Annotated in this window: 19 protein-coding genes; 13 read left to right on the top strand and 6 right to left on the bottom strand. The window is 71.5% G+C overall.

Going from position 1 to position 20,809, the window contains the following annotated elements:
- Positions 1-5: 5 nt before the first annotated feature.
- The gene (traC, locus tag I3V78_RS37535; RefSeq protein WP_204495705.1) at positions 6-1,817 is read right to left on the bottom strand and encodes an outer membrane exchange accessory lipoprotein TraC; all 1,812 of its coding nucleotides are present in this window, start codon (positions 1,815-1,817) and stop codon (positions 6-8) included.
- Positions 1,818-2,052: 235 nt separating this feature from the next.
- Between traC and I3V78_RS37540 the strand changes: the two genes are divergently transcribed.
- The 4 genes from I3V78_RS37540 to I3V78_RS37555 all read left to right on the top strand — a co-directional run bounded on the left by I3V78_RS37540 (position 2,053) and on the right by I3V78_RS37555 (position 5,188).
- The gene (locus tag I3V78_RS37540) at positions 2,053-2,295 is read left to right on the top strand and encodes a hypothetical protein (protein ID WP_204495707.1); all 243 of its coding nucleotides are present in this window, start codon (positions 2,053-2,055) and stop codon (positions 2,293-2,295) included.
- A gap of 195 nt (positions 2,296-2,490) precedes the next feature.
- Positions 2,491-3,453 carry a DUF4202 family protein gene (locus I3V78_RS37545; protein WP_204495709.1) on the top strand — a complete coding sequence of 321 codons (963 nt, stop codon included), beginning with the start codon at positions 2,491-2,493 and terminating at the stop codon, positions 3,451-3,453.
- 82 nt (positions 3,454-3,535) lie between these two features.
- Positions 3,536-4,363: a PIG-L deacetylase family protein gene (locus I3V78_RS37550; RefSeq protein ID WP_204495717.1), complete on the top strand. Its 828-nt coding sequence runs from the start codon at positions 3,536-3,538 to the stop codon at positions 4,361-4,363.
- A gap of 18 nt (positions 4,364-4,381) precedes the next feature.
- Positions 4,382-5,188: an FRG domain-containing protein gene (locus tag I3V78_RS37555; protein ID WP_204495719.1), complete on the top strand. Its 807-nt coding sequence runs from the start codon at positions 4,382-4,384 to the stop codon at positions 5,186-5,188.
- An 18-nt stretch (positions 5,189-5,206) separates the two neighbouring features.
- On the opposite strand, the gene I3V78_RS37560 is transcribed toward I3V78_RS37555, so the two are convergent.
- The 4 genes from I3V78_RS37560 to I3V78_RS37575 are packed head-to-tail and all read right to left on the bottom strand — an operon-like array spanning position 5,207 to position 10,166.
- The gene (locus I3V78_RS37560) at positions 5,207-5,374 is read right to left on the bottom strand and encodes a hypothetical protein (RefSeq protein WP_204495721.1); all 168 of its coding nucleotides are present in this window, start codon (positions 5,372-5,374) and stop codon (positions 5,207-5,209) included.
- Positions 5,375-5,427: 53 nt separating this feature from the next.
- Positions 5,428-6,585, bottom strand: coding sequence for a hybrid sensor histidine kinase/response regulator (locus I3V78_RS37565; RefSeq protein ID WP_204495723.1), 1,158 nt, complete (start codon positions 6,583-6,585; stop codon positions 5,428-5,430).
- Positions 6,586-6,591: 6 nt separating this feature from the next.
- A complete protein-coding gene (locus I3V78_RS37570; protein ID WP_204495726.1) occupies positions 6,592-7,041 on the bottom strand; it encodes a response regulator in 450 nt (149 codons plus the stop codon).
- A gap of 8 nt (positions 7,042-7,049) precedes the next feature.
- Complete coding sequence (locus I3V78_RS37575; protein WP_338023836.1) at positions 7,050-10,166, bottom strand: PAS domain-containing protein; 3,117 nt, start codon at positions 10,164-10,166, stop codon at positions 7,050-7,052.
- Between the two features lie 198 nt (positions 10,167-10,364).
- Between I3V78_RS37575 and I3V78_RS37580 the strand changes: the two genes are divergently transcribed.
- The 8 genes from I3V78_RS37580 to I3V78_RS37615 all read left to right on the top strand — a co-directional run bounded on the left by I3V78_RS37580 (position 10,365) and on the right by I3V78_RS37615 (position 19,751).
- On the top strand, positions 10,365-12,395 hold the full coding sequence (locus I3V78_RS37580; protein ID WP_204495729.1) for a TonB-dependent receptor family protein: 2,031 nt from the start codon (positions 10,365-10,367) through the stop codon (positions 12,393-12,395).
- 58 nt (positions 12,396-12,453) lie between these two features.
- A complete protein-coding gene (locus I3V78_RS37585) occupies positions 12,454-13,884 on the top strand; it encodes a DUF2380 domain-containing protein (RefSeq protein WP_204495731.1) in 1,431 nt (476 codons plus the stop codon).
- Entirely contained in the window at positions 13,881-14,351 is a 471-nt protein-coding gene (locus tag I3V78_RS37590; RefSeq protein ID WP_204495733.1) for an NUDIX hydrolase, read from the top strand. The genes I3V78_RS37585 and I3V78_RS37590 overlap by 4 nt, the downstream gene beginning before the upstream one ends.
- A gap of 329 nt (positions 14,352-14,680) precedes the next feature.
- Complete coding sequence (locus tag I3V78_RS37595) at positions 14,681-15,961, top strand: DUF2380 domain-containing protein (RefSeq protein WP_204495735.1); 1,281 nt, start codon at positions 14,681-14,683, stop codon at positions 15,959-15,961.
- A complete protein-coding gene (locus I3V78_RS37600; protein WP_204495736.1) occupies positions 15,958-16,428 on the top strand; it encodes an NUDIX hydrolase in 471 nt (156 codons plus the stop codon). The genes I3V78_RS37595 and I3V78_RS37600 overlap by 4 nt, the downstream gene beginning before the upstream one ends.
- A gap of 16 nt (positions 16,429-16,444) precedes the next feature.
- On the top strand, positions 16,445-18,250 hold the full coding sequence (locus I3V78_RS37605; protein ID WP_204495737.1) for an acyl-CoA dehydrogenase: 1,806 nt from the start codon (positions 16,445-16,447) through the stop codon (positions 18,248-18,250).
- A 1-nt stretch (position 18,251) separates the two neighbouring features.
- The gene (locus I3V78_RS37610) at positions 18,252-19,073 is read left to right on the top strand and encodes a hypothetical protein (protein ID WP_204495739.1); all 822 of its coding nucleotides are present in this window, start codon (positions 18,252-18,254) and stop codon (positions 19,071-19,073) included.
- A gap of 195 nt (positions 19,074-19,268) precedes the next feature.
- Positions 19,269-19,751, top strand: a complete 483-nt coding sequence (locus I3V78_RS37615; RefSeq protein ID WP_204495740.1) for a hypothetical protein — start codon at positions 19,269-19,271, stop codon at positions 19,749-19,751.
- Positions 19,752-19,760: 9 nt separating this feature from the next.
- On the opposite strand, the gene I3V78_RS37620 is transcribed toward I3V78_RS37615, so the two are convergent.
- Positions 19,761-20,234 carry a GyrI-like domain-containing protein gene (locus I3V78_RS37620; protein WP_204495742.1) on the bottom strand — a complete coding sequence of 158 codons (474 nt, stop codon included), beginning with the start codon at positions 20,232-20,234 and terminating at the stop codon, positions 19,761-19,763.
- 203 nt (positions 20,235-20,437) lie between these two features.
- Between I3V78_RS37620 and I3V78_RS37625 the strand changes: the two genes are divergently transcribed.
- The gene (locus tag I3V78_RS37625; protein WP_204496944.1) at positions 20,438-20,788 is read left to right on the top strand and encodes a DUF2019 domain-containing protein; all 351 of its coding nucleotides are present in this window, start codon (positions 20,438-20,440) and stop codon (positions 20,786-20,788) included.
- Positions 20,789-20,809: the final 21 nt, after the last annotated feature.

Consider the following 20,809-nt stretch of genomic DNA (forward strand, 5'->3'; position numbering starts at 1 on the left):
GGCGGCTACGGGCCGCCGAAGAGGGCCTGGGGGTTGGTGAGGCCGCGCGCGCGCGTGAGCGGCAGGAGGATGTCCTCGGGCGGCGCGTCCGCGGTGAGCAGCAGGGCGCGCACGGCCGTCTCCACCACGTCCTCGGCGCTCGGGCGCACCATGCCGCGGCGCGCGTCCTCCACCCGGCGCTGGCGGTAGGCGTCGAAGCGCTCCATCACCCGCGCGGCGACGGACTCCATGGCCTTGTCACCCGACTCCACGCGCAGCTCCGCCTCGCTGCGCAGCTGCACGGGGTCCGCCAGCACGCCCACCTTGTCGTAGGCCTTGTTGGACGAGTCCTCGTGCATGGCCGTGTAGTCGCCGGTGTGGGGCGAGGCCGCCGCGGTGTCCTTGCTCAGGTCCACCAGGCGCTCGGTGACGGTGGTCGTGAGGCTCAGCCGGTGCAGCTCCACGTCATAGGGGTAGTCGGCGTAGACGGGCTCCTCCACCGTGAGGGGCTCGCGGTACCAGCCGTCCCGGCCGCGCTGCACCTCGCGGCGCTGGGCCTCGGCCGCCTCCTGGACGTTCTCCAGCTTGCGCTCCAGCTCCACCGCGCCCGAGGCCCGGCGCTCGTAGGACTCCTCCTCCTGGCGGCACTGAGGGTTGCAGCGCGAGGGGTCGCACTCCTTGGGAATGGAGCCGCGCTCGGAGCGGCCGATGGCGTTGGTGCACTCGGACAGCGCGGTGAGGCACGTCTTGCGCTCGCGGTCGCGGCACGCCCCGGCCACCTCGCGCGCCTGCACCAGCTCGTCCTGGCGCCGCAGGTACTCGCGCAGCGCCATCCCCAGCCGGCGCTCCACCTCCTCCAGCTTGCGCTCCTCGGCGAGCAGCGCCGTCTCCAGCTCGGTGCGGCGCGGGTTGGGCACCGCCTTGTTCGTCACCACGTAGCGCGTGGACTTCTGCGCCTGCTCCACCGACTTGACCGGCAGCACGCGCTCGAGCGCCAGGCCCACGCGCACGCCCTCGTGGTCCTTGGAGGCCTCGGTGGTGACGACGCGGATGGGCACCTCGTGGGGCAGCAGGGCGGCGAGCCGGCCCGGCGACAGGCGCTGCAGCACGTCCGGCGCGCTCGCCTTGTCCTCGGCCGGCGCCGTCACCACCATGAAGGCCACCTCGTCCTGGAGCTTGCGCCGCACGAGCTCGGCGCGCTCGCGCGCGGGGGTGACGCCCACCAGCTCCTGGTCCGCGCGCACGTAGGACATGAGCGCGTTGCCCAGCTTGCCCTCTTCCTCCAGGCGGCTGGCGATGTGGAACCAGCGGCGCGCGGACGCGGTGCGCACGCCCGTCACGCCCTTGAGCGCCGCGGCGTTCTGCGGGTCCACCGCCAGCACCGCGTCGAACTCGGCGCGGGCCTCCGGCAGCTTGTCCTCCTTGAGCGCCTTCTGGGCCACCGCCACGCGCGCCTCCAGGTTGTGCTGGAGCGCCTCGGCCGCCGCGGCGCTGTCCTCGTCGAGCTCCCGCGCGCGCACGAGCAGGGGCGTGGCGCCGGCCAGGTCCCCCTCGGCGCGCCGGGCCTCGGCGGCGGCGAGCACCTCGGCGCTCCACGCGCGGCGCATGTCGCGCAGCTTCAGCTTGGCCTCCGAGTCCCCGGGCTCCGCGGCGAGCGCGCGCTGGTAGGCGGCCTCCGCCTGGGCCCACTGCCGCTGGCTGGTGAGCGTGTCGCCCTCCTTCAGGGCGCGGGCGAAGGTCGTGCACCCCACCGCGGCGAGCAGGGCGCAAAGCGACAAGGCGAGCAGCGCCCCTCGGCGGGCGGGGGCGGACGGGGCGTCAGAAGAGAGCGATCGCACCGGGGCATCTTCGGGGAAAGCCCTCGGAGGACGAAGCGTTCAATCCACGCCCGCCCGCTCTCCGGGCCACCGGGAGGCCGTCCCGCGCTCGGGACTTCTGGGCCGGAGTAGCGCGGCCCGAGCCCCTCCATCCCCTGGTTTTCACTCGGGAATGAGGCCTGGCACTGGGGCGTATGCACTCCATCTCCCCACCACCGGTGGGGACCGACATCTATAGAGAGGAGAAAGCAGCGACATGGCCTGTCCACCCCCCAAGCCCAATCCCACCGCGTTGCGCCTGCCGATGTGGGCCGAGAACCACCGCGTCGAGGACTACCGCAACGTCAACTGCCGGTCCTACGGACGGTGCATCGACACGGCCGTCCGCGAGGACTGGGAGGGCTTCACGTGTCGGAAGTGCCCCCTGTTCCACCAGGACGCGGCGCCCCGGGCGGATGTTTTCGCTTTTGATCAGCCCGCCGACAACGGCCGTCCGTAATCCGTCGAAGCCAGACGCCTCGCGGCCCAATCCCTCCAGGTGTGCACCAGCGCACGGTGGGAGGTGGGACGGACCCCTTCGCGCGCGGGCAAGTGCCTCCCGCCCGACGTCCGCGTCCGCTCGCCCTCCCCGTGCCCTGGTTTTTCCAGCCTCACCGCCGCACCTTCCTCCCGTCACACGAGGGGGGGAGGCACCATGATCCGACAGCTCCTGCTGTCCGAAACCGGCCCGGAGCCCACGGGCGTACGGCCCGTGATGCCCGCGGCGCTGTCGCCGCTGGCCCAGGAGTTCCCCTCCCTCACCTTGCTCACCCGCGCGCCCGAGGAGGGCACGGGCGTGGTGCGGCTGGACGCGTCCGAGTGGCGCGCCCCGGGCTTCGACCCCTGGGACTGGGACGAGCGCGTCTTCGGCGCCGCCGCCCGGGCGCCGGGCATCACCCTGCACCTGACCGGCGGGTCGCGTCAGGCCCTCACCTCCACGGCGCTGGAGGTCCTCACGCGCTACCAGGGCCTCATCGACCGCCGCAACACCGCGTCCCAGGGCCCGCTCTTCACCACCCTGCTCGCGCACCTGCGGGCGCTGCATGACCTGGGCGAGCCGCTCTTCCGCGAGGACTTCCGCCACGCGCTGGACACCTGGCAGTGGGTGCTGCGGCTGGAGCCGCGCGCGGACCTGGCGCTGCAAGTGGCCGCGCTCTTCCACGACGTGGAGCACACGCGCTCGGAGTTGGGCGCGCGCACGGCGGGTCCGACGCGCGACTACCAGTGCTTCAAGGACGCGCACGCCGAGCGCAGCGCGGCCCTGGCCGACGGGGTGCTGAGCCGGGTGGGCGTGGCGCCCGACACGCGCGAGCACGTGCGCTGGCTCATCCGCCACCACGAGCGGCCGGAAGCCGAGGCGGCGCTCGCGCTGCTCAACGAGGCGGATGCCCTGTCCTTCTTCTCGCTCGAGGCCTCCGGCTTCGCGCGCACCTTCACCCGCGCGCGCACGCGCCGCGAGATGATCCACACCCTGGAGCGGCTGCGGCCCCCCCAGCGCTGGCGGCTCGCGCGCATCCGGCTGGCGCCTCAAGTGCGCCGGCTGTTGGAGGAGGTCATGGGCGCGGCGCCCCTGCCCGCGATGCGCGCCGAGCCGGGAGGCCTCAAGCGCTGGGCGTGAGCCGGAGGACAGGGCCGGAACGCGGGGAGCCCGCGGGAAAGGGAGGCGAGGGTGCACGGGGATTCAACGAGGGGGAGGGTTCATGTGGCCGCCCGATGAGCGCATGGCGTTGGACGGGACGGCACCGCGCGAGCGCACCGTGGCCGAGGTGCTCGAGCCGCTCGTGTCCGCCCAGGCCCTGAGGGGCCCGGTGCTGTTCGTGGCGGCGCACCCGGAGGAGGCCGTGCAGGGCGCCTCGTGGCTGCTGCGCCGCAGTCCGGGCTGCCACGTCGTGCATGTCACGGATGGCGTGCCCCGGAGGACCCACCCGGAGGGGCCGCCGCACGGGGCCCAGGCCCGTCTGCGCGAGGCGGAGTCCTTCGAGGCCCTGTCGCTCGCGGGGCTGACGCCGGACCAGTTGCTCTCCCTGGGCGCGGTGGCCGAGGAGGCCCCGTGGGAGCTCGTCACGCTCACCGAGTGCCTGCTGGCGCTCGTCAAGGCGCTGCGGCCCGCGCTGCTCGTCGTCCCGCCCTACACCGGGGGTGATCCGGACCAGGACGCCACCGCCTTCGTCGCCCACGCGGCCGTGGCGCTGCTGCGCCGGGGGGGCCGCAGCGAGCCCGTGCTGCTGGAAATGCTGCCGCCGGTGGGCGGGGCGCTGAGCGCGCCCGCGGTGGCGCGCGTGCACCTCACCGACGAGGGGCGCGCCACCAAGCAGCGCATGCTCGCGTGTGCCCGGTCGCGTGGCGCGCCGTGGGTGGCCTGGGAGCAGGAGAACTACCGCCGCGCGCCGCGCTACGACTTCACCCGCCCCTCGCGCGAGACGTTCGCGGCCGAGTCCCCGACGCGTCGGCTGACGGCGGCGGACTGGCGGCGGCTGACCCGACACGCCCTGGAGGAGCTGAAGCTCGTCGAAGCCCCCTGGCATTGAACACCCCCCGAGGACACCGTGCTCGAACATCGCATTCGCAATTGGGTGGAGTTGCAGGAACTGCTCTTCGCGGGCTCGTGGAACGCGACCCTGCACCGCTTCCGGCCGACCCTGGCCTTCCGGGGCACGCCCGACGCGAGCCACGACCTGGCCACGGGCCTCAACCGGCGCGGCGGGGACTACTCGCGCCAGGAACACGTCATGCTGCGCGCCTTCCGCAAGTACGCGCGCGGCACCTCCAACCCCTGTGACACCCTCTGGGATTGGCTCGCGCTCGCCCAGCACCACGGCCTGCCCACGCGGCTGCTCGACTGGACGTTCAGCCCCTACGTGGCGCTGCACTTCCTCACCGAGGACCCGTCCCTGTACGACATGGACGGCGTGGTGTGGTGCGTGGACTACCGCGAGACGAACCGGCTCCTGCCCCGTCCGCTCAAGCAGCAGTTGGAGAAGGAAGGCGCGGACGTGTTCAGCGCGGAGATGCTCGCGGAGGTGGCCCCCACGCTGAGCACCTTCAACCAGCTCACCCGCCGCTCCTTCGTGCTCTTCTTCGAGCCGCCCTCGCTCGACGAGCGCATCGTCAACCAGTTCGCCCTGTTCTCGGTGATGAACGACGCCTCGCTGCGGCTGGACGAGTTCCTCCAGAACCAGAAGAAGGGCGTGCGTCGGCTCATCGTCCCCGCGCGCCTCAAGCGCGAGGTGCGCGACAAGCTCGACCAGGCCAACATCACCGAGCGGGTGCTCTTTCCGGGCCTGGACGGGCTGTCGCGCTGGCTGCGCCGCTACTACCACCCGAGCCCCCCGGGCGCGCCCGAGGGGATTTGAAGCGAGGCGCCCGGGGCGTCAGACGGGCAGGTTCACGCCGCCCGAGGGAGGCAGCGAGATGTGCTGGTCCTTCTCCACCCGACCCTCGCGCGCCACGCGCTTGTCCGCCAGCTTGCTGACGCCGCCGAGGACGAGGGTCATGAACACCACCAGGAACATGATCACGAACGCGATGAGAAAGGCCATGAGCGTGGTCTCCTTTTGAGACAAGGTAGGCGCGCCGCCTTCCCCCGGCCGGGCTATTCCGGTGGCTCGGATGACCGCTCGCTCCCCGGCCGGCCATCACGCGGCCCGCGGGGCAGGAAGAACCAGAAGCACGTGCCCTCGTCGGCGGACGAGCGCACCTGGAGCGAGCCCTCGTGGGCCTTGAGGATCTCGTGGGTGATGTAGAGCCCGAGCCCCAGGCCCGTGCGCGCCCGCGTCCTGTCGGTGCCCCGCACGAAGGGGTCGAAGATGTGGGTCAGGCGCTCGGGGGGGATGGGCGCGCCGCCGTTGCGCACCTCCACCCGCAGGCGCTCGCCCTCGTCGCGCGCCGCGACCCGCACGGGGCTGTCCGCCGGGGAGTACTGCACGGCGTTGCCCACCAGGTTGCTCGCCGCCTGGGCGATGCGGCCCGCGTCCCACTCGCCCCACCCGTCCCCGTCCACGCTCAGCTCGAAGCGCCGGGTGGGGTGCGCCACCTCCAGCTCCTCCACCACCAGGCGCAGCACCTCGTACAGGTCCGTGCGCGCGCGCTCCAACGCATAGCCCCCGCCCAGCCGCGTGCGCGTGAAGTCGAGCAGGTCGTTGATCATCCGCGCCATCCGGTCCGACGAGTCGGTGATGCGCTGGAGCGCCCGGCGCTGGGGCTCGCTCAGGCCGCCGAAGCGCAGGAGCAGCGCGGCGTTGCCGGTGATGGCCTGCAGGGGGTTGCGCAGGTCGTGGCCGAGGATGCCGAGGAACTGCTCGCGGAACACCGCCGTCTGGCGCGCGGCCTCCTCGCGCTTGAGGCCCTCGTCGGCCCGCTTGCGCTCGATGGCGTAGCGCAGCGCGCGCACCAGCAAGGGCCCCGTCACCTGTCCCTTCACGAGGTAGTCCTGCGCGCCCGCGTGCACCGCGCGCATCGCGAGCTGCTCGTCGTCCGTGCCCGTGAGCACCACCACGGGCAGCGCGGGCGCCACCTGCGTGAGCCGCTCGATGTTGCTCAGGCCGTGGCCATCCGGCAGCGACAGGTCGAGCAGCACCACGTCCAGTCCCGGCTCGTGCGCCGCCTCCAGCGCCTGGGCCAGCAGCGTCACGTGGCGCACGTCGAAGCGCGGGCCCACCACGTCCCGCAGCTCCTCGCGCAAGAGCCGGGCGTCTCCGGGGTTGTCCTCCACCAGGAGCAGCCGCAACACGCGCGACTCATCCACCGTCATGGGCGTTCATCCACTCGCGGGCAGCCGGACCACGGACAGCCAGAAATCGTCGATGGAGCGCACCACGGTGATGAACTGCTCCAGGTCCACGGGTTTGTTGATGTAGCAATTGGCGTGCAGATCGTAGGTGCGCAGGATGTCCTCCTCCGCCTTGGAGGTGGTGAGCACCACCACGGGGATGCGGCGCAGGGAGGGGTCCTCCTTGATCTCCGCCAGCACCTCGCGGCCGTCCTTCCGGGGCAGGTTCAGGTCCAGGAGGATGAGGTCCGGCCGGGCGGCGTCGGCGTGCGCGCCCTGACGGCGCAGGAAGGCGATGGCCTCCACGCCATCGCGGGCCACGGACAGCCGGTTGCGCACCTTGCCCTCCTTGAGCGCCTCGATGGTCAGGCGCACGTCGCCCGGGTTGTCCTCGACGAGGAGGATCTCGATGGGCCGGCCGAGGGAATCGTCGTGCATGGGGGGTCTCAGACCTTCCGGGAAGCGGGGACGGCGGGCAGGGTGAACCAGAACGTCGTGCCCTGGCCTGGCTGGGAGTCCAGCCCGATGCGGCCCCCGTGACGCTCGACGATCTTCTTGCAGATGGACAGACCGATGCCCGTGCCCGGGTAGTCCTCCTTGTTGTGCAACCGCTGGAAGATGACGAAGATTCGCTCGAAGTACTGCGGCTCGATGCCGATGCCGTTGTCCTCCACGCTGAAGCGCCACTGGTCGCCCTGGCGCTCGGCCTCCACCAGCACGCGGCTGGGCGTGGGCCCCCGGAACTTGACGGCGTTGCCCACCAGGTTCTGGAAGAGCTGGGTGAGCTGCGTCTCGTCGGCCAGCACCTGCGGCAGCGGGCCCTGGATGACCGAGGCCCCCGACTCGTCCATCAGCGCCTTGAGGTTGGCCAGCGCCCGCTCCAGCGCCTGACGCGAGTCGGTGGTCTGGAACGCGTGGCCCCGGGTGCCCACGCGCGAGTAGGTCAACAGGTCCTGGATGAGCCGCTGCATCCGGTTGACGCCATCCACCGCGAAGGCGATGAACTCGTCCGCGTCCGAGTCCAGCTTGCCCTTGTAGCGCCGCGCGAGCAGCTGCGTGTAGCTGGCCACCATGCGCAGGGGCTCCTGCAGGTCGTGCGAGGCCACGTAGGCGAACTGCTGCAGCTCCTCGTTGGAGCGCGTGAGCTCCAGGGCATGCTCCCGCAGCGCCAGCTCGGCGCGGCGGCGCTCCACGCCCTGGGCGAGCGCCTCGGCCACCGTGGCCAGCGTGCTGAGCGTCTCCTCCTCCAGCGCCTGGAGGCCGAACACGCTGAGCACGCCCACCAGCTCGCCGCCCACCAGCAGCGGCACGCCCAGGAAGGACACGAGCCCCTGCAACTGCATCCACTCGCGCGAGCGCGCGCCGGGGTGCGACAGCGCGTCGTTGATGAGCAGCGGCTGGCGCGTCTGGCCCACCGTGCCGGCGAAGCCCTCGCCCAGCGGCAGGCGCTCGGGCTGGATGCTCGTGGGCACGGCGAGGCCCGCGTGGCCCTCGAGCACGAGCTGCTGGGTGTCCCGCGCGAAGGACCACAACTGCACCAGGGGCAGCGTGGGCAGGCAGCGCGTCATCACCTCCGCGCACGCCTGCATCATCCGCTCGGGCGTCGTCTCCTGGGCGAGCGCCTCGCTCACCTGCGCGCGCAGGGCGTTGAGCTGGCGCGTGCGCTGCTCGCTCTCGAGCCGCCGCGAGGACTCCTCGGCCTGGCGCTGGGCGGTGACGTCCAGGCTGGTGCCAATCCACTCGCGCACCATGCCCTTGGCGCCGAACAGGGGCACGGCGCGCGCGAGCGTGACGGCGTAGGAGCCATCCGCGCGGCGCACCCGCAGCTCCACCTCGTAGGGCCGCTTGAGCGCCCGTCCCGCCTCCCACCCGCGCCGCACCCGCTCCTGGTCCTCCGGGTGCACGACGGACAGCCAGCCAAAGCCCAGGAACTCCTCGTACGTCTGCCCGGTGAACTCCCGCCAGGACGGCGAGTCCTCGCGCACCATGCCGTCCGGCCCCGTGGCCCACACCGCCTGGGAGGAGGCATGCACGAGCGAGCGGAAGCGCTCCTCGGCCTGCACGCGCTGCTGGTAGAGCCGGGCGTTGTCCAGGGCCACCGAGGCCTGCGCCGCGAGGCCCTCGGCGAGCTGGGCATGCACGGCCTGGAACTGGGCGGGCTCGGGGTGGCCGAGCAAGAGTCCCCCCAGCACCTCGCCCGCGCGGCCCTTCACCGCGAGCCCCAGGTAGCTGCGCACGAGCGGGTGGCCCGGCGGCGGGCCGAAGTGCGGCGCGCTCTTGCCGTGGGTCGGATGGCGCGTCACGTCGTCCATCCGCACCGTGGCCTCGCCCTTGAAGGTGCTCTCGAAGAACGCGGTCACGCGCGGCACGGGCAGGCCCGCGAAGCGGTCCTTCGAGCCGCCCGCGAAGGTGTACAGCCGCTGCAGCTCGCCGCGCTCGTCCGGGCGCTGCTCGAAGAAGGCCCCGAACGCGGCGCCCGTGAGCGACACCGCCGCGTCGGTGATGATCTGCGCGAGGCGCGCCGGCTCCAGCTCGGAGGCCAGGGACAGGCCCACCTGGCGCAGCGTCTCGGACACCCGCTGCTCCTCCTGCTTGCGCCGCAGGGCCTCCTGGGCCTCGCGGTACAGCCGCGCGTTGTCCACCGCCTGCGCGGCGCGCGCGGCGATCTGCTCCACGAGCGGCACGTCCCGCGCGGAGAAGCGCCGACCGGACTCGGCCATGACGAGCTGGAGCACGCCCAGGGTGCGGCCCCGCGCCGTGAGGGGCACGAACAGGCAGGAGCACAGGCCCAGCTCCCGCAGGCCGCGCAGGTGCTCCGCGTCCTGGGCGGCTTTCGTGAACAGCGCGTCGGTGAGCTCCGGGATGACCTCCGCGCGGCCCGTGCGCAGCACCTGGTAGATGCCCGAGGTGGACTGGGGGTTGGGCGGATAGCGCCAGCGCATGCTCCACGCCAGGTCCACCTTGCGCGGCTCCACGTGCGACACGCCGAGCAGGTGCAGCTGGCCGTCCTCGCCCACCATCTCCAGCGAGCACCAGTCGGCCAGCCGCGGCACCGCCAGCTCCGTGAGCGCCTTGAGCGTCGCCTCGTAGTCCAGCGAGGACGCGAGCAGCGCGCTCGTCTCGGACAAGAGGCGCAGCGCGTCCTCGGCGCGCTTCTGGTCGTCGATGTCCGTGCAGGTGCCGAACCACTGGACGATTTGCCCCTCGGCGTCGCGCACCGGCTGGGCCCGGCCGAGGAACCAGCGGTACACGCCGTCGTGCCGTCGGCAGCGGTACTCCACCTCGTAGGGCTCGCCCGTGCGCAGCGCGTGCTGCCAGCGCCGGCCCGCCTCGGCCAGGTCGTCCGGATGGAAGGGCAGGCGCCAGTCCTCGCCGAGCGTCGAGCCCTCGGACAGGCCCGTGTACTCGTACCAGCGCGGGTTGAAGTAGTCGTGGTGCCCATCCGGCCGGGTCGTCCAGACGAGCTGCGGGATGGCCTCGGCGAGCCGCCGGAGGGACTGCTCCCCCCCGGGGCCACCCGAGGCGAGGAGCGGCGAGGAAGCACTATCCGGGGCGTGGGACACGGTGGAGTTCATAGCGGCGCGAAAAAGACGTTACCAGCACCCGCCACGCCTCCAACGACCGTCGCCATCAGGGGGACTGGGGTTTCGCACAACCGACACTTGCGCCGGGCGGGCGGGCGACGGAGGCACGGGCGAGGTGGCCAGACGTCCCGGGAGCGGGCAGACAGGGGGTCGCCCCCGCTCGGAAAGGTCGTTCGGATGTCCTGGTTGCTGTCCGGCACGCTGCTGGCCCTCGGTCTCGCCCAGACGCCCCCACCCGAGGCCCCCCCGTCCCCACCCGAGTCCGGCGCGGGCGAGACCACGGTGGTGGCGCCCCGGGTGCCCACGCCGCTGACCCGGACCCCGGCGGCGGTGAGCGTGGTGGAGCAGGAGGACATCCAGGACGCCCGGCCCACGCTGGGGCTCTACGAGGCGCTGGTGGGGGTGCCGGGCCTCGTCGTCCAGAGCCGGAACAACGCCTCGCAGGATTTGCGGCTGTCCATCCGGGGCTTCGGCGCGCGCTCGGCGTTCGGCATCCGGGGCGTCACGGTGGTGGTGGACGGCTTTCCGGAGACGCTGCCGGACGGCCAGACGAACGTGGACGCGCTGGACCTGGCGATGGTGTCGCGCATCGAGGTGCTCCGGGGGCTCGCGTCCTCCTTATATGGGAACGCGGCGGGCGGCGTGGTGAGCCTCACGACGGAGGACGGCCCCGAGCGGCCCTTCGTGGAGGCCCGCACGGTGAACGGGGACTTCGGGCTGTGGAAGCTGAACGTGAAGGGCGGGGGCACGAGCGGCCCGGTGCGCTGGCTCGTCGGCGTGTCCCGGTGGGAGCAGGAGGGCTGGAGGCCCCAGTCGGCCACGCGGCAGGTGCAGGTCAACGGCAAGGTGGGCTGGACGCCGAGCGCGGGCACGGAGTGGACGGCGGTGGTGTCGCTGGTGGACGCGCCCCGGGCGGAGGACCCCGGGGCCCTGACGCGGGAGGAGTGGGAGACGGACCCGAGGCGGGCGGCACCGGCCAACCTGAGTGCCCGGGCGGGAGAGGCCGTGCGGCAGGCGCGCGTGGGGCTCACCTGGCGGCAGCGGCTCGGGGACGTGCACGAGGTGGAGGCGCGGGGCTTCGTGTCGCCCCGGAGCTTCCAGAACGCCCTGCCCGGCGTGGTGGTGGCGTTCGACCGGCGCTTCGAGGGCCTGGCGGCGCGCTACACGAACCGGGCGCCACTGCTCGGGCGGCGCAACCGGCTGACGCTCGGGGCGGAGGTCCAGGGCCAGCGGGACTGGCGCAAGAACTTCGACAACGCCGGGGGCCGACCCGGGAACACGCGGCAGCTCGACCAGCGCGAGGACGTGACGGGCCTGGGGCTCTATGCCCAGGAGGAGTGGGAGCCGCTCCAGCACCTGACGGTGGTGGCGGGGGCGCGCTACGACGTGTCGCGCTACGCGGTGGAGGACTACCTCGTGGGGGACGGCGACGGCACGGGCACCCGCGCGTTCCAGCAGCCCACGGGGCGCTTGGGAGTGGTCTGGGCCCCGGAGCAGCGGGTGTCGCTCTTCGCGAGCCTCACCCAGTCCTTCGAAGCGCCCACGACGACGGAGCTGGCGCTGCCGCCGGGCTCGGGCGGAGGCCTGTCGCGGGACTTGAGACCCCAGCGCTCCAACGGGGCGGAGGTGGGCGCGCGCGGCCTGCTGGGCGGCTGGCTGCGCTACGACGTGGCGCTGTACTCCGTGTGGCTGCGCGACGGGCTGGTGCGCTTCGAGGACGAGAGCACGCGGGCCTACTTCCGCAACACGGGGCGCTCGCGGCACGTGGGCGCGGAGGTGGCGCTGGAGGCGCGGGTGACGGAGCGCCTGCGGGTGCGGGCGGCCTACAACGCGCTGGCGGCCACGCTGAGCAGCGGCGCGCTCGCGGGCAAGAAGGTGCCGGGCATTCCCACCCACCAGGCGAGCGGGGACGTGGTGTACCAGCACCCGGCGGGCCCCCTGGCGGCGGTGGAGGTCTTCAGCGCGGGGGGCATGTTCGCGGACGACGCGAACACGGTGCGGGTGCCGCTCGCGTGGGTGGTGAACGCGCGGCTGGGCCACCGCTTCACGTGGGGCGCGTTCGAGGTGAGCCCTTTCCTGGGCCTGCAGAACCTCCTGTCGGCCCCGGCCATCGACAACGTACGGGTGAACGCCGCCCGGGGCCGCTACTTCGAGCCCCTGCCCCCGATGACGCTCTACGCGGGCGTCGGACTCGCGCACCACTGGTGAGCGCGAAGGAGCGGCGGCGATGACGCCATCCCGGCACGCGCGGTTCGGACCGAGGCTCATGGCCTTGCTGCTCTCCGGCTGTGGCGCGTACACGCCCCTCCACCAGGGAATGCGGCAACAAGCGGCCTTGCCCGCTCCGTCGTCGTCTCCATCGTCCGCGACCCCCTCGCTGCTGAACCGTCGTCACGGCACTCGGGACATGACAACGATGGCCGCCCCTCCCCACGGGGGCGAGACCGCATCGCGGCAAGTCCTCGCGGTTCATCTGGCGGTCTCCGGCACGATGGCCGAGCTCTCACAAGCCTCGCGCCGCCTCTCCGGGGAACTCTCCAGGCTCAAGGCCAGCACCCAGGGCCTCTGCGGCGGAAACAGCGACGTCTTCGGCCGGTTCATCGAACAGGGCGAACATCGACTGCGCTGGCTCGACACCGAGCTCGCCGCCGCCAGACGGCTGACGACCGCCGCCGCGGAAGTGCAGGACCCGGACATGCGGCTCGCCCTGCTACGGCTCGCGGGCCCACGGCTCGAGGCCGCCTTGCTGGGCGCGCCCCTGCTCGCCATGTGGCTCGATTTCCTCCACCTCGCCGACGTCCTGCTCACCCGTCGTCTCTACAGCAAGGAGCGTCTGTTCGTGGACCTGGAGCGTGTCCACGGGCGGCTCGAGCCCGCCATGACGGCCCTGTCTTCCCTGGAGCCAGGACAGATGCGAGCCGTGGCGGAAGACATGCCCGCGCTGCTGGGCCACTTCACGGGTGAATTCGCCGCGACGTGCACGGCCGCGCGTCAGGGAGAAGAACGCGTCCAGCAACTCCGGGTGCTCCAGGAGACCCTTGAAGCCTTCACCCTGCTGTCGGCGCTGCGCCTTTCACTGCCCGCCTTGCCGCCATCCGCCCCCCTCGTGGTCGGCCAGGGCCTGGCCATGGGCACACCTGGCGTGATGATGGGCACACGAGTCGTCATTTCCGCCGAGTGGGTGGAAACCATGCGCCGACTCGTGCGAGCGGGAGTCCTGTCGCTGCCCGCCGTCGGCGCCGCCGTGCGGCTCCAATCAGGCCAGGTCCAGATGATGGGGGCGCCTGAGGAACTCCCACGCGGAGTACGTGAGGCGCTGGGTGATGGACCCGAGGTGCGCGCGATGCACCCAACGGACAGGGCAGGCGCGGGAATGGCCGAGTCCCCGAGGCATCATGTCCTCCCTCGGGAACATCGCGAATGGTTCGAGCAGCGCGGCTTCACCGGCGAGCTGAGCATCGACCGGTTCTGTGTCCGGATGGAGCAGGCGCACCATCAAGCCATTCATGGCGGTGGCGATTGGCGCTTGGGCCGCACGTGGCCCGGTGAGTGGAACCGGATGATCATGAAGGTCCTGCGTGAAACCGAACTCGACAATGGCCGCATGCTGACACGGAACGAGATTCTCGACCTCGTCGCGACGGCGATGCGTCGTGACAGAATCCCCATGAACTTCATCCGAGGGAGCGGACGATGAGCCAGGGACATCCCTGGGAAGGGAACTGGAAGGCGCGTCTGTATGAGCGGGTCCGAGCGCGGGGTCATGAATCGCTGACGGACTTCGCCGAAGCGCACCCCACCCTCCCGCTGGAAAAACTGGCCGATGCGTTGGGTGAGACGGACGTCACCGCCGTGCAGGTGTTCAGCGGACTGGTGGCCGAGGCCGAGCGGAGCCGACGCGTCACCCGCCTAGTCCGCGGCCAATTGGTGCGCGAGCTCGCGGAGAGCAGTCCGGAGGGCTGGCCCGAGGTCATGGACGAAGCCCAGCGCTTCAAGATCGCCAAGGCACTCGGCCTGTGGTCCGCCTACACCCCGGAAACCCACGAGAAGCGCGTGGAACAGGCCAGGGCGGCGCTGCGCACCACCCCGCCCCCTCCTGGCTGGCGTCCGCTCGGCCCGGACGACCCGCTGTTGCTCACCCTCCTTCCCGATGAGGAGGCCTGAGCCGAACTCTTAACGTGCGGGTGAACACCGCGCGGCGGCGATACTTCGAACCGTCCCTGACGCACCAGGCGAGCGTGGACGTATTCACAACTGAAGAGCAGGGCAGAACGACGGCGATGACTCCATCCCAGCGCGCACACCCTATAGCCCGACTCGTCACATGGACAGGCCCGTGGATTACTGCCCTGCTGCTCTCCGGCTGTGGCGCGTACACGCCCCTCCACCAGGGAATGCGGCAACAAGCGGCCTTGCCCGCTCCGTCGTCGTCTCCATCGTCCGCGACCCCCTCGCTGCTGAACCGTCGTCACGGCACTCGGGACATGACAACGATGGCCGCCCCTCCCCACGGGGGCGAGACCGCATCGCGGCAAGTCCTCGCGGTTCATCTGGCGGTCTCCGGCACGATGGCCGAGCTCTCACAAGCCTCGCGCCGCCTCTCCGGGGAACTCTCCAGGCTCAAGGCCAGCACCCAGGGCCTCTGCGGCGGAAACAGCGACGTCTTCGGCCGGTTCATCGAACAGGGCGAGCATCGACTGCGCTGGCTCGACACCGAGCTCGCCGCCGCCAGGCGACTGACGACCGCCACCGCGGAGGTGCAGGACCCGGACATGCGGCTCGCCCTGCTACGGCTCGCGGGCCCACGGCTCGAGGCCGCCTTGCTGGGCGCGCCCCTGCTCGCCATGTGGCTCGATTTCCTCCACCTCGCCGACGTCCTGCTCACCCGTCGTCTCTACAGCAAGGAGCGTCTGTTCGTGGACCTGGAGCGTGTCCACGGGCGGCTCGAGCCCGCCATGACGGCCCTGTCTTCCCTGGAGCCAGGACAGATGCGAGCCGTGGCGGAAGACATGCCCGCGCTGCTGGGCCACTTCACGGGTGAATTCGCCGCGACGTGCACGGCCGCGCGTCAGGGAGAAGAACGCGTCCAGCAACTCCGGGTGCTCCAGGAGACCCTTGAAGCCTTCACCCTGCTGTCGGCGCTGCGCCTTTCACTGCCCGCCTTGCCGCCATCCGCCCCCCTCGTGGTCGGCCAGGGCCTGGCCATGGGCACACCTGGCGTGATGATGGGCACACGAGTCGTCATTTCCGCCGAGTGGGTGGAAACCATGCGCCGACTCGTGCGAGCGGGAGTCCTGTCGCTGCCCGCCGTCGGCGCCGCCGTGCGGCTCCAATCAGGCCAGGTCCAGATGATGGGGGCGCCTGAGGAACTCCCACGCGGAGTACGTGAGGCGCTGGGTGATGGACCCGAGGTGCGCGCGATGCACCCAACGGACAGGGCAGGCGCGGGAATGGCCGAGTCCCCGAGGCATCATGTCCTCCCTCGGGAACATCGCGAATGGTTCGAGCAGCGCGGCTTCACCGGCGAGCTGAGCATCGACCGGTTCTGTGTCCGGATGGAGCAGGCGCACCATCAAGCCATTCATGGCGGTGGCGATTGGCGCTTGGGCCGCACGTGGCCCGGTGAGTGGAACCGGATGATCATGAAAGCACTGCTCGACACCGAAGCCAGGTCCGGTCGGATGTTGACCCCAAGCCAACTCTTGAAGATCGTCGCCGGATACATGAAGGAATACGACATCCCCATGAACTTCATGATGTGGAGGGGACCGTGAGCAATGGCCGTGCATGGCAGGGCGACGTGAAGGCGCGCCTGTATGAACGGGCTCGTGCGTGTGGCTACAATTCGCTCACAGCATTCGCGGAAGCGCGCCCCACCGCATCATTGGTGGCGTTGGCCGAGGAACTTGGTCAGGGCGACATCGCCGCCGTGCAGGTGTTCAGTGGATTGGTGGCCGAGGCGGAGCGCAGCCGTCGGGTCACACGATTGGTGCGCGGACAGCTCGTGCGAGAGCTGTCCCAACACCTTCCCCTCGGTTGGCCGCCCGTTCTGGACGGGGAAACCCGGTTCGATGTCGCGCATGCCCTTGCCCGCTGGGGGACCTACACACCCGACACGCACCAGGAGCGTGTCAGCCGCGTGGGGGATGCACTCATGAATACCCCACCCCCGCCCGGCTGGCGTCCACTCGGTCCGGACGACCCGCTGTTGCTCACCCTCCTTCCCGACGAGGAAACGTGAGTTACAGTCCGCGCCCATGAGCGCGCCCGCCCCCAATCCCCTGCTCTCCGACCGCGACGTGGACTTCCAGCTCCACGAAGTGCTCGATGTCCAGGCCCTCTGCCGACTGCCCGCCTTCGCGGACCACTCGCGCGAGACCTTCTCGCTCTTCCTCGACAGCACGCGCCGCTTCGCCCGGGACGTGCTCGCCTCCAGCTACCGGCTCATGGACGCCGAGCCTCCCACCTTCCGGGATGGCCGCGTCCACACCCACCCGCTGATGCGCTCGCTCTACCCCCAGTTCGTGGAGATGGGCCTCCTGTCCGCCACGCGGCCCGCCGAGGTGGGCGGGCAGCAGTTGCCCCTCACGGTGTACTCGGTCGCCTCGGCCTACCTCATGGCGGCCAACCTCAGCGCCTACGCCTTCATCGGCCTCACCACCGGCGCCGCGCACCTGCTCGAGGCCTTCGGCACGCCGTGGCTCAAGGAGACGTTCATGGCGCCCCTGTACTCGGGCGAGTGGACGGGCACCATGGCCCTCACCGAGCCCCAGGCGGGCAGCAGCCTCGCGGACGTGCGCACCCGGGCCACGCCCACGGACTCCGGCAGCTACCGCATCGCGGGCTCGAAGATCTTCATCAGCGGCGGAGACCAGGACTTCACCCAGAACGTGGTGCACCTCACGCTCGCGCGCATCGACGGCGCGCCCGCGGGCACGCGCGGCCTGTCCCTGTTCGCCATCCCCGCGCGCCGGCCCGAGGGCGGACGGCTCGTGGACAACGACGTGCGGGTGACGGGCGCCATCCACAAGATTGGCTGGAAGGGCATTCCCAGCCTGGCGCTCAACTACGGCGAGGGCGGGGACTGCCACGGCTGGCTCGTGGGGCAGGAGGGCAAGGGCCTCATGCACATGTTCCAGATGATGAACGAGGCGCGCATCATGGTGGGCCTCAACGGCGTGGCGACGGCCTCGGTGGCCTACCAGGAGTCGCTGGCCTACGCGTGCAACCGGCCCCAGGGGCGGCTCGCGTGGGAGAAGGACGCGGCGCGGCCCCAGCGGCCCATCGTCGAGCACGCGGACGTGCGGCGCATGCTGCTGCGCCAGAAGACGATCGTCGAGGGAGGCCTGTCCCTGCTCACCACGTGCTCGTGGTACGCGGACGTGGCGGAGCACGGGGCCACGCCCGAGGAGCGCGAGCGCGCGGGCCTGCTCGTGGATCTGCTCGTGCCGCTGGCCAAGACGTTCCCCGCGGAGAAGGGCTTCGAGGCCAACACGCTCGCCGTCCAGGTGCACGGCGGCTATGGCTACTCGACGGAGTACCTGCCCGAGGCGTGGCTGCGCGACCAGAAGCTCAACAGCATCCACGAGGGCACCACGGGCATCCAGGGGTTGGATCTGCTCGGGCGCAAGGTGGGGGCGGGCGGGGGCGCGGGCCTGCGTGCGTTCGCCGAGGAGGTGGCGACCACGGTGGAGCGGGCGCGCCGCGCGGGCGTGGAGGCCGCGTGGGGCGAGGCGCTGAACAAGGCCACGGGCGAGGTGCTGGAGCTGACGACGGAGCTGGGCGCGGCGGGCATGACGGGCGACGTGGAGCGGATGCTGCGCCACAGCGCGGACTACATGGAGCTGTTCTCCGTGCTCGCGGTGGCGTGGCGGTGGCTGGAGCAGGCGGCGGCGGCGAAGGAGGGCCTCGCCCGGGGCCAGGGCGCGCCGGACTTCTACGAGGGCAAGCTCGCGGCGGCGCAGTATTGGATCCGCACGGAGCTGCCCCGGGTGAGCCTGCTGGTGGCGCTGTGCCGTACGGGCGAGGACTCGTACACGCGGATGAAGCCCGAGTGGTTCTGACGTGTCCGTTTCCTTCCACCTGTGCCAGCCCGGACGGGGCGCCTCGTGTGGCGCCTGCTGTGGCCTCTACAACTTCCGGGACCACTCCCGGGAGCGCCTCACCGAGCGCCTCGGCTTCCAGACGGACACCTTCCGCGCCCTGCCGCCCGAGCGCGAGACGTGGCACACCACGGCCGTCTCGCTGCTGGAGGCCCGCCGGGCGGGCCCGCCCCTGTTCCCCGCGGTGCGGGTGTGCCCGCTGCTGGGCTTCCTCGATGCCGAGCGCACGCGCGTGGGCTGCCTCGGCCACCCGAAGGTGACGGGGGGCGTGGACCTGCGCGACTGCGGCGTCTACCACGCCGAGCTGTGCGAGACGTTCACCTGCCCCTCGTTCACCTGGCTCACGGACGCGCAGGCCCGGCTCGTCCAGGCGGCGTGCGCGGACTGGTACCTGTACGGCCTCGTCATCACCGACGTGGAGTTCGTGCGCGGCTGCCTGCGGCTGCTCGAATGGGAGCAGGCGGGGCCGGTGGACCTGGAGGCCCTCGTGCGCAACCCCGAGGCCCTCGCCGCGATGCGCCGGCTCTTCGCCTTGAAGGAGACGGCGCCGGACCGGGGCACCCACGCCGCCGTGTTCGGCCGCTTCACCCCCGATACCGAGGGCGAGCCCGTCTCCCGCATCCTCGACTACGCGGCCCTGGGTGCCCGGGCGGCCTCCGAGGACGACGTGGTGCTGTGTCTGGGTTATGCCCCGGGCACACGCGCGGAGTTGGAGCGGGCCCGACAGCTCGTGCGCGAGCACGTGACGGTCGTGGCCCACGCCCTGACAAGCCCTGCCCCCTGAGCAGGCGGGCAGGCGGGAACCGGGGGGCACGGGCCTGCCGAATCGGGGAATCGGACCCATCCTTTCCTGACCAACGAGGGATGGGGGGCACACATGAATGGACGGGGATGGGGTTGGGTGGCGTTGGGCTGTTGTGTCCTGGGGGTCACGGGCTGCCGGATGGAGTCCCGGACGGAGCCCACGGAGCCCGCCAAGGTGATTTCGACCACGACCACCGAGCAGGCACCGGTCGCGCGTCAGGAGATGCCCGCGACGCCGGTGGTTCCGGCCCAGCAGGTGGCCACCGCGCCGACGACGAACGGGGTGCCCGCCGGGCAGCCCGCGCGCGCGCAACCGCAGGGTCAGGCGGAGCGGGACGACCGCATCTGGCTGAGTGAGTCGGCCGAGGCGGCGCGCGCGGGCAATCCGAACATCGATCCGAGCGTGGCGACCGAGGACATCACCATCGCCTCGGCGACGGTGGACGGTCGGGTCAAGCGCGTGGGCAAGAGCACCATCGAGGTGAGCGACAACGAGGGCAACGTGTACGAGCTGCGCATCGACAAGCGCAGCCGGGGCCTGCGCCAGGGCCGTCGGGTGCCGCTGCAGCGCATCTCCGAGGGCACTCCGGTGCGCGCCTCGTTCGACCTGGTGGGCGCGGGAGACAGCCTCGCGCGCGACATCGTGCTGCGCCGCTGAGTCCCGAAGTCAGGGCCTGACGACGGGGAACCAGATCTCCATGTCGCCCAGGCCCGTCACCGGGTCGAAGCCCGGACCGTAGCGCTCGAAATCAGGAGACGCCGCCGACTTCCACCCGGAGGTCGGCAGCCATTCGTGAATGGCGGCCCAGGTCCGTCGCAACCCCGAGACGTGCCCCACGTGGGTGAACACCGCGTAGTGGGCCTCGGGGATCTTCATCCGGTCCAGGTCCTGAGGCAGACCGTCGAAGCGCTCGACCTCGGCCGCGGTCATGTACTCGAACCGCCGTGCGGCGACATCACCGCCACACATGACGCCGTAGTCCTGACGGCCCACCTGACCGGGAAGCGGGAGCAGGCGCGCGAACCGCGCCCACTGCGCCGGGATGGCCGTGGCCGCCTCGTCATAGCCATGGTGGACACGAAGACCCGCCATCAGCATGGCGCGGCCGTTCTCGAAGCGCGGAGCGGTGATCTCGGACATGCCCCAGTGTGGATCTTCATGAAACACGGCGCGAATTCCCACTACGGCCAATCGCCATGCGGACGTGCGGCTTGGTGATGCTGTGGGTGCTCCTGGCCGGGTGTGGAACGGCGAGCCCGAAAGTGGCTGAGCGCCCAGTCCTATGCGGCCCAACGCGAGTTCGGGATACTGGCCATCCAGAACATTCGGAAGGGAAGCTGGTGATGAAGTTGGAGGCACTTGTCGAACGGTTCGCGCTGAACGTCGCGGCGCAGACCGAGGCCATCTGGCGAGGTGATGCCAAGACCGGCAACAAGCACGCCCGGAAGTATGGGGCCGCGGTCGACAAGCTCCTGGCCCATGGAGATACGGGACGAGACGCACTGCTCGTGTTGCTCGAGCACGAGCGAATGGATGTACGGGTCATGGCCGCCGCGCATCTGCTCCGCTATCGCACCACCGAGGCCAAGGCGGTTCTGGAGGAAGCAGCCAAGGGCCAGGGACTTGTTCCCTTCGAAGCAGGTGAGGCCCTGAAGCGCTGGGAGGAAGGCACCTGGGCCCTGGATCCAGGATAGCCCTGTCGCTCGTGCCCCGCC

Origin of the sequence: Archangium primigenium, assembly GCF_016904885.1 — a bacterium.
In the GTDB taxonomy this organism is placed as follows: domain Bacteria; phylum Myxococcota; class Myxococcia; order Myxococcales; family Myxococcaceae; genus Cystobacter; species Cystobacter primigenius.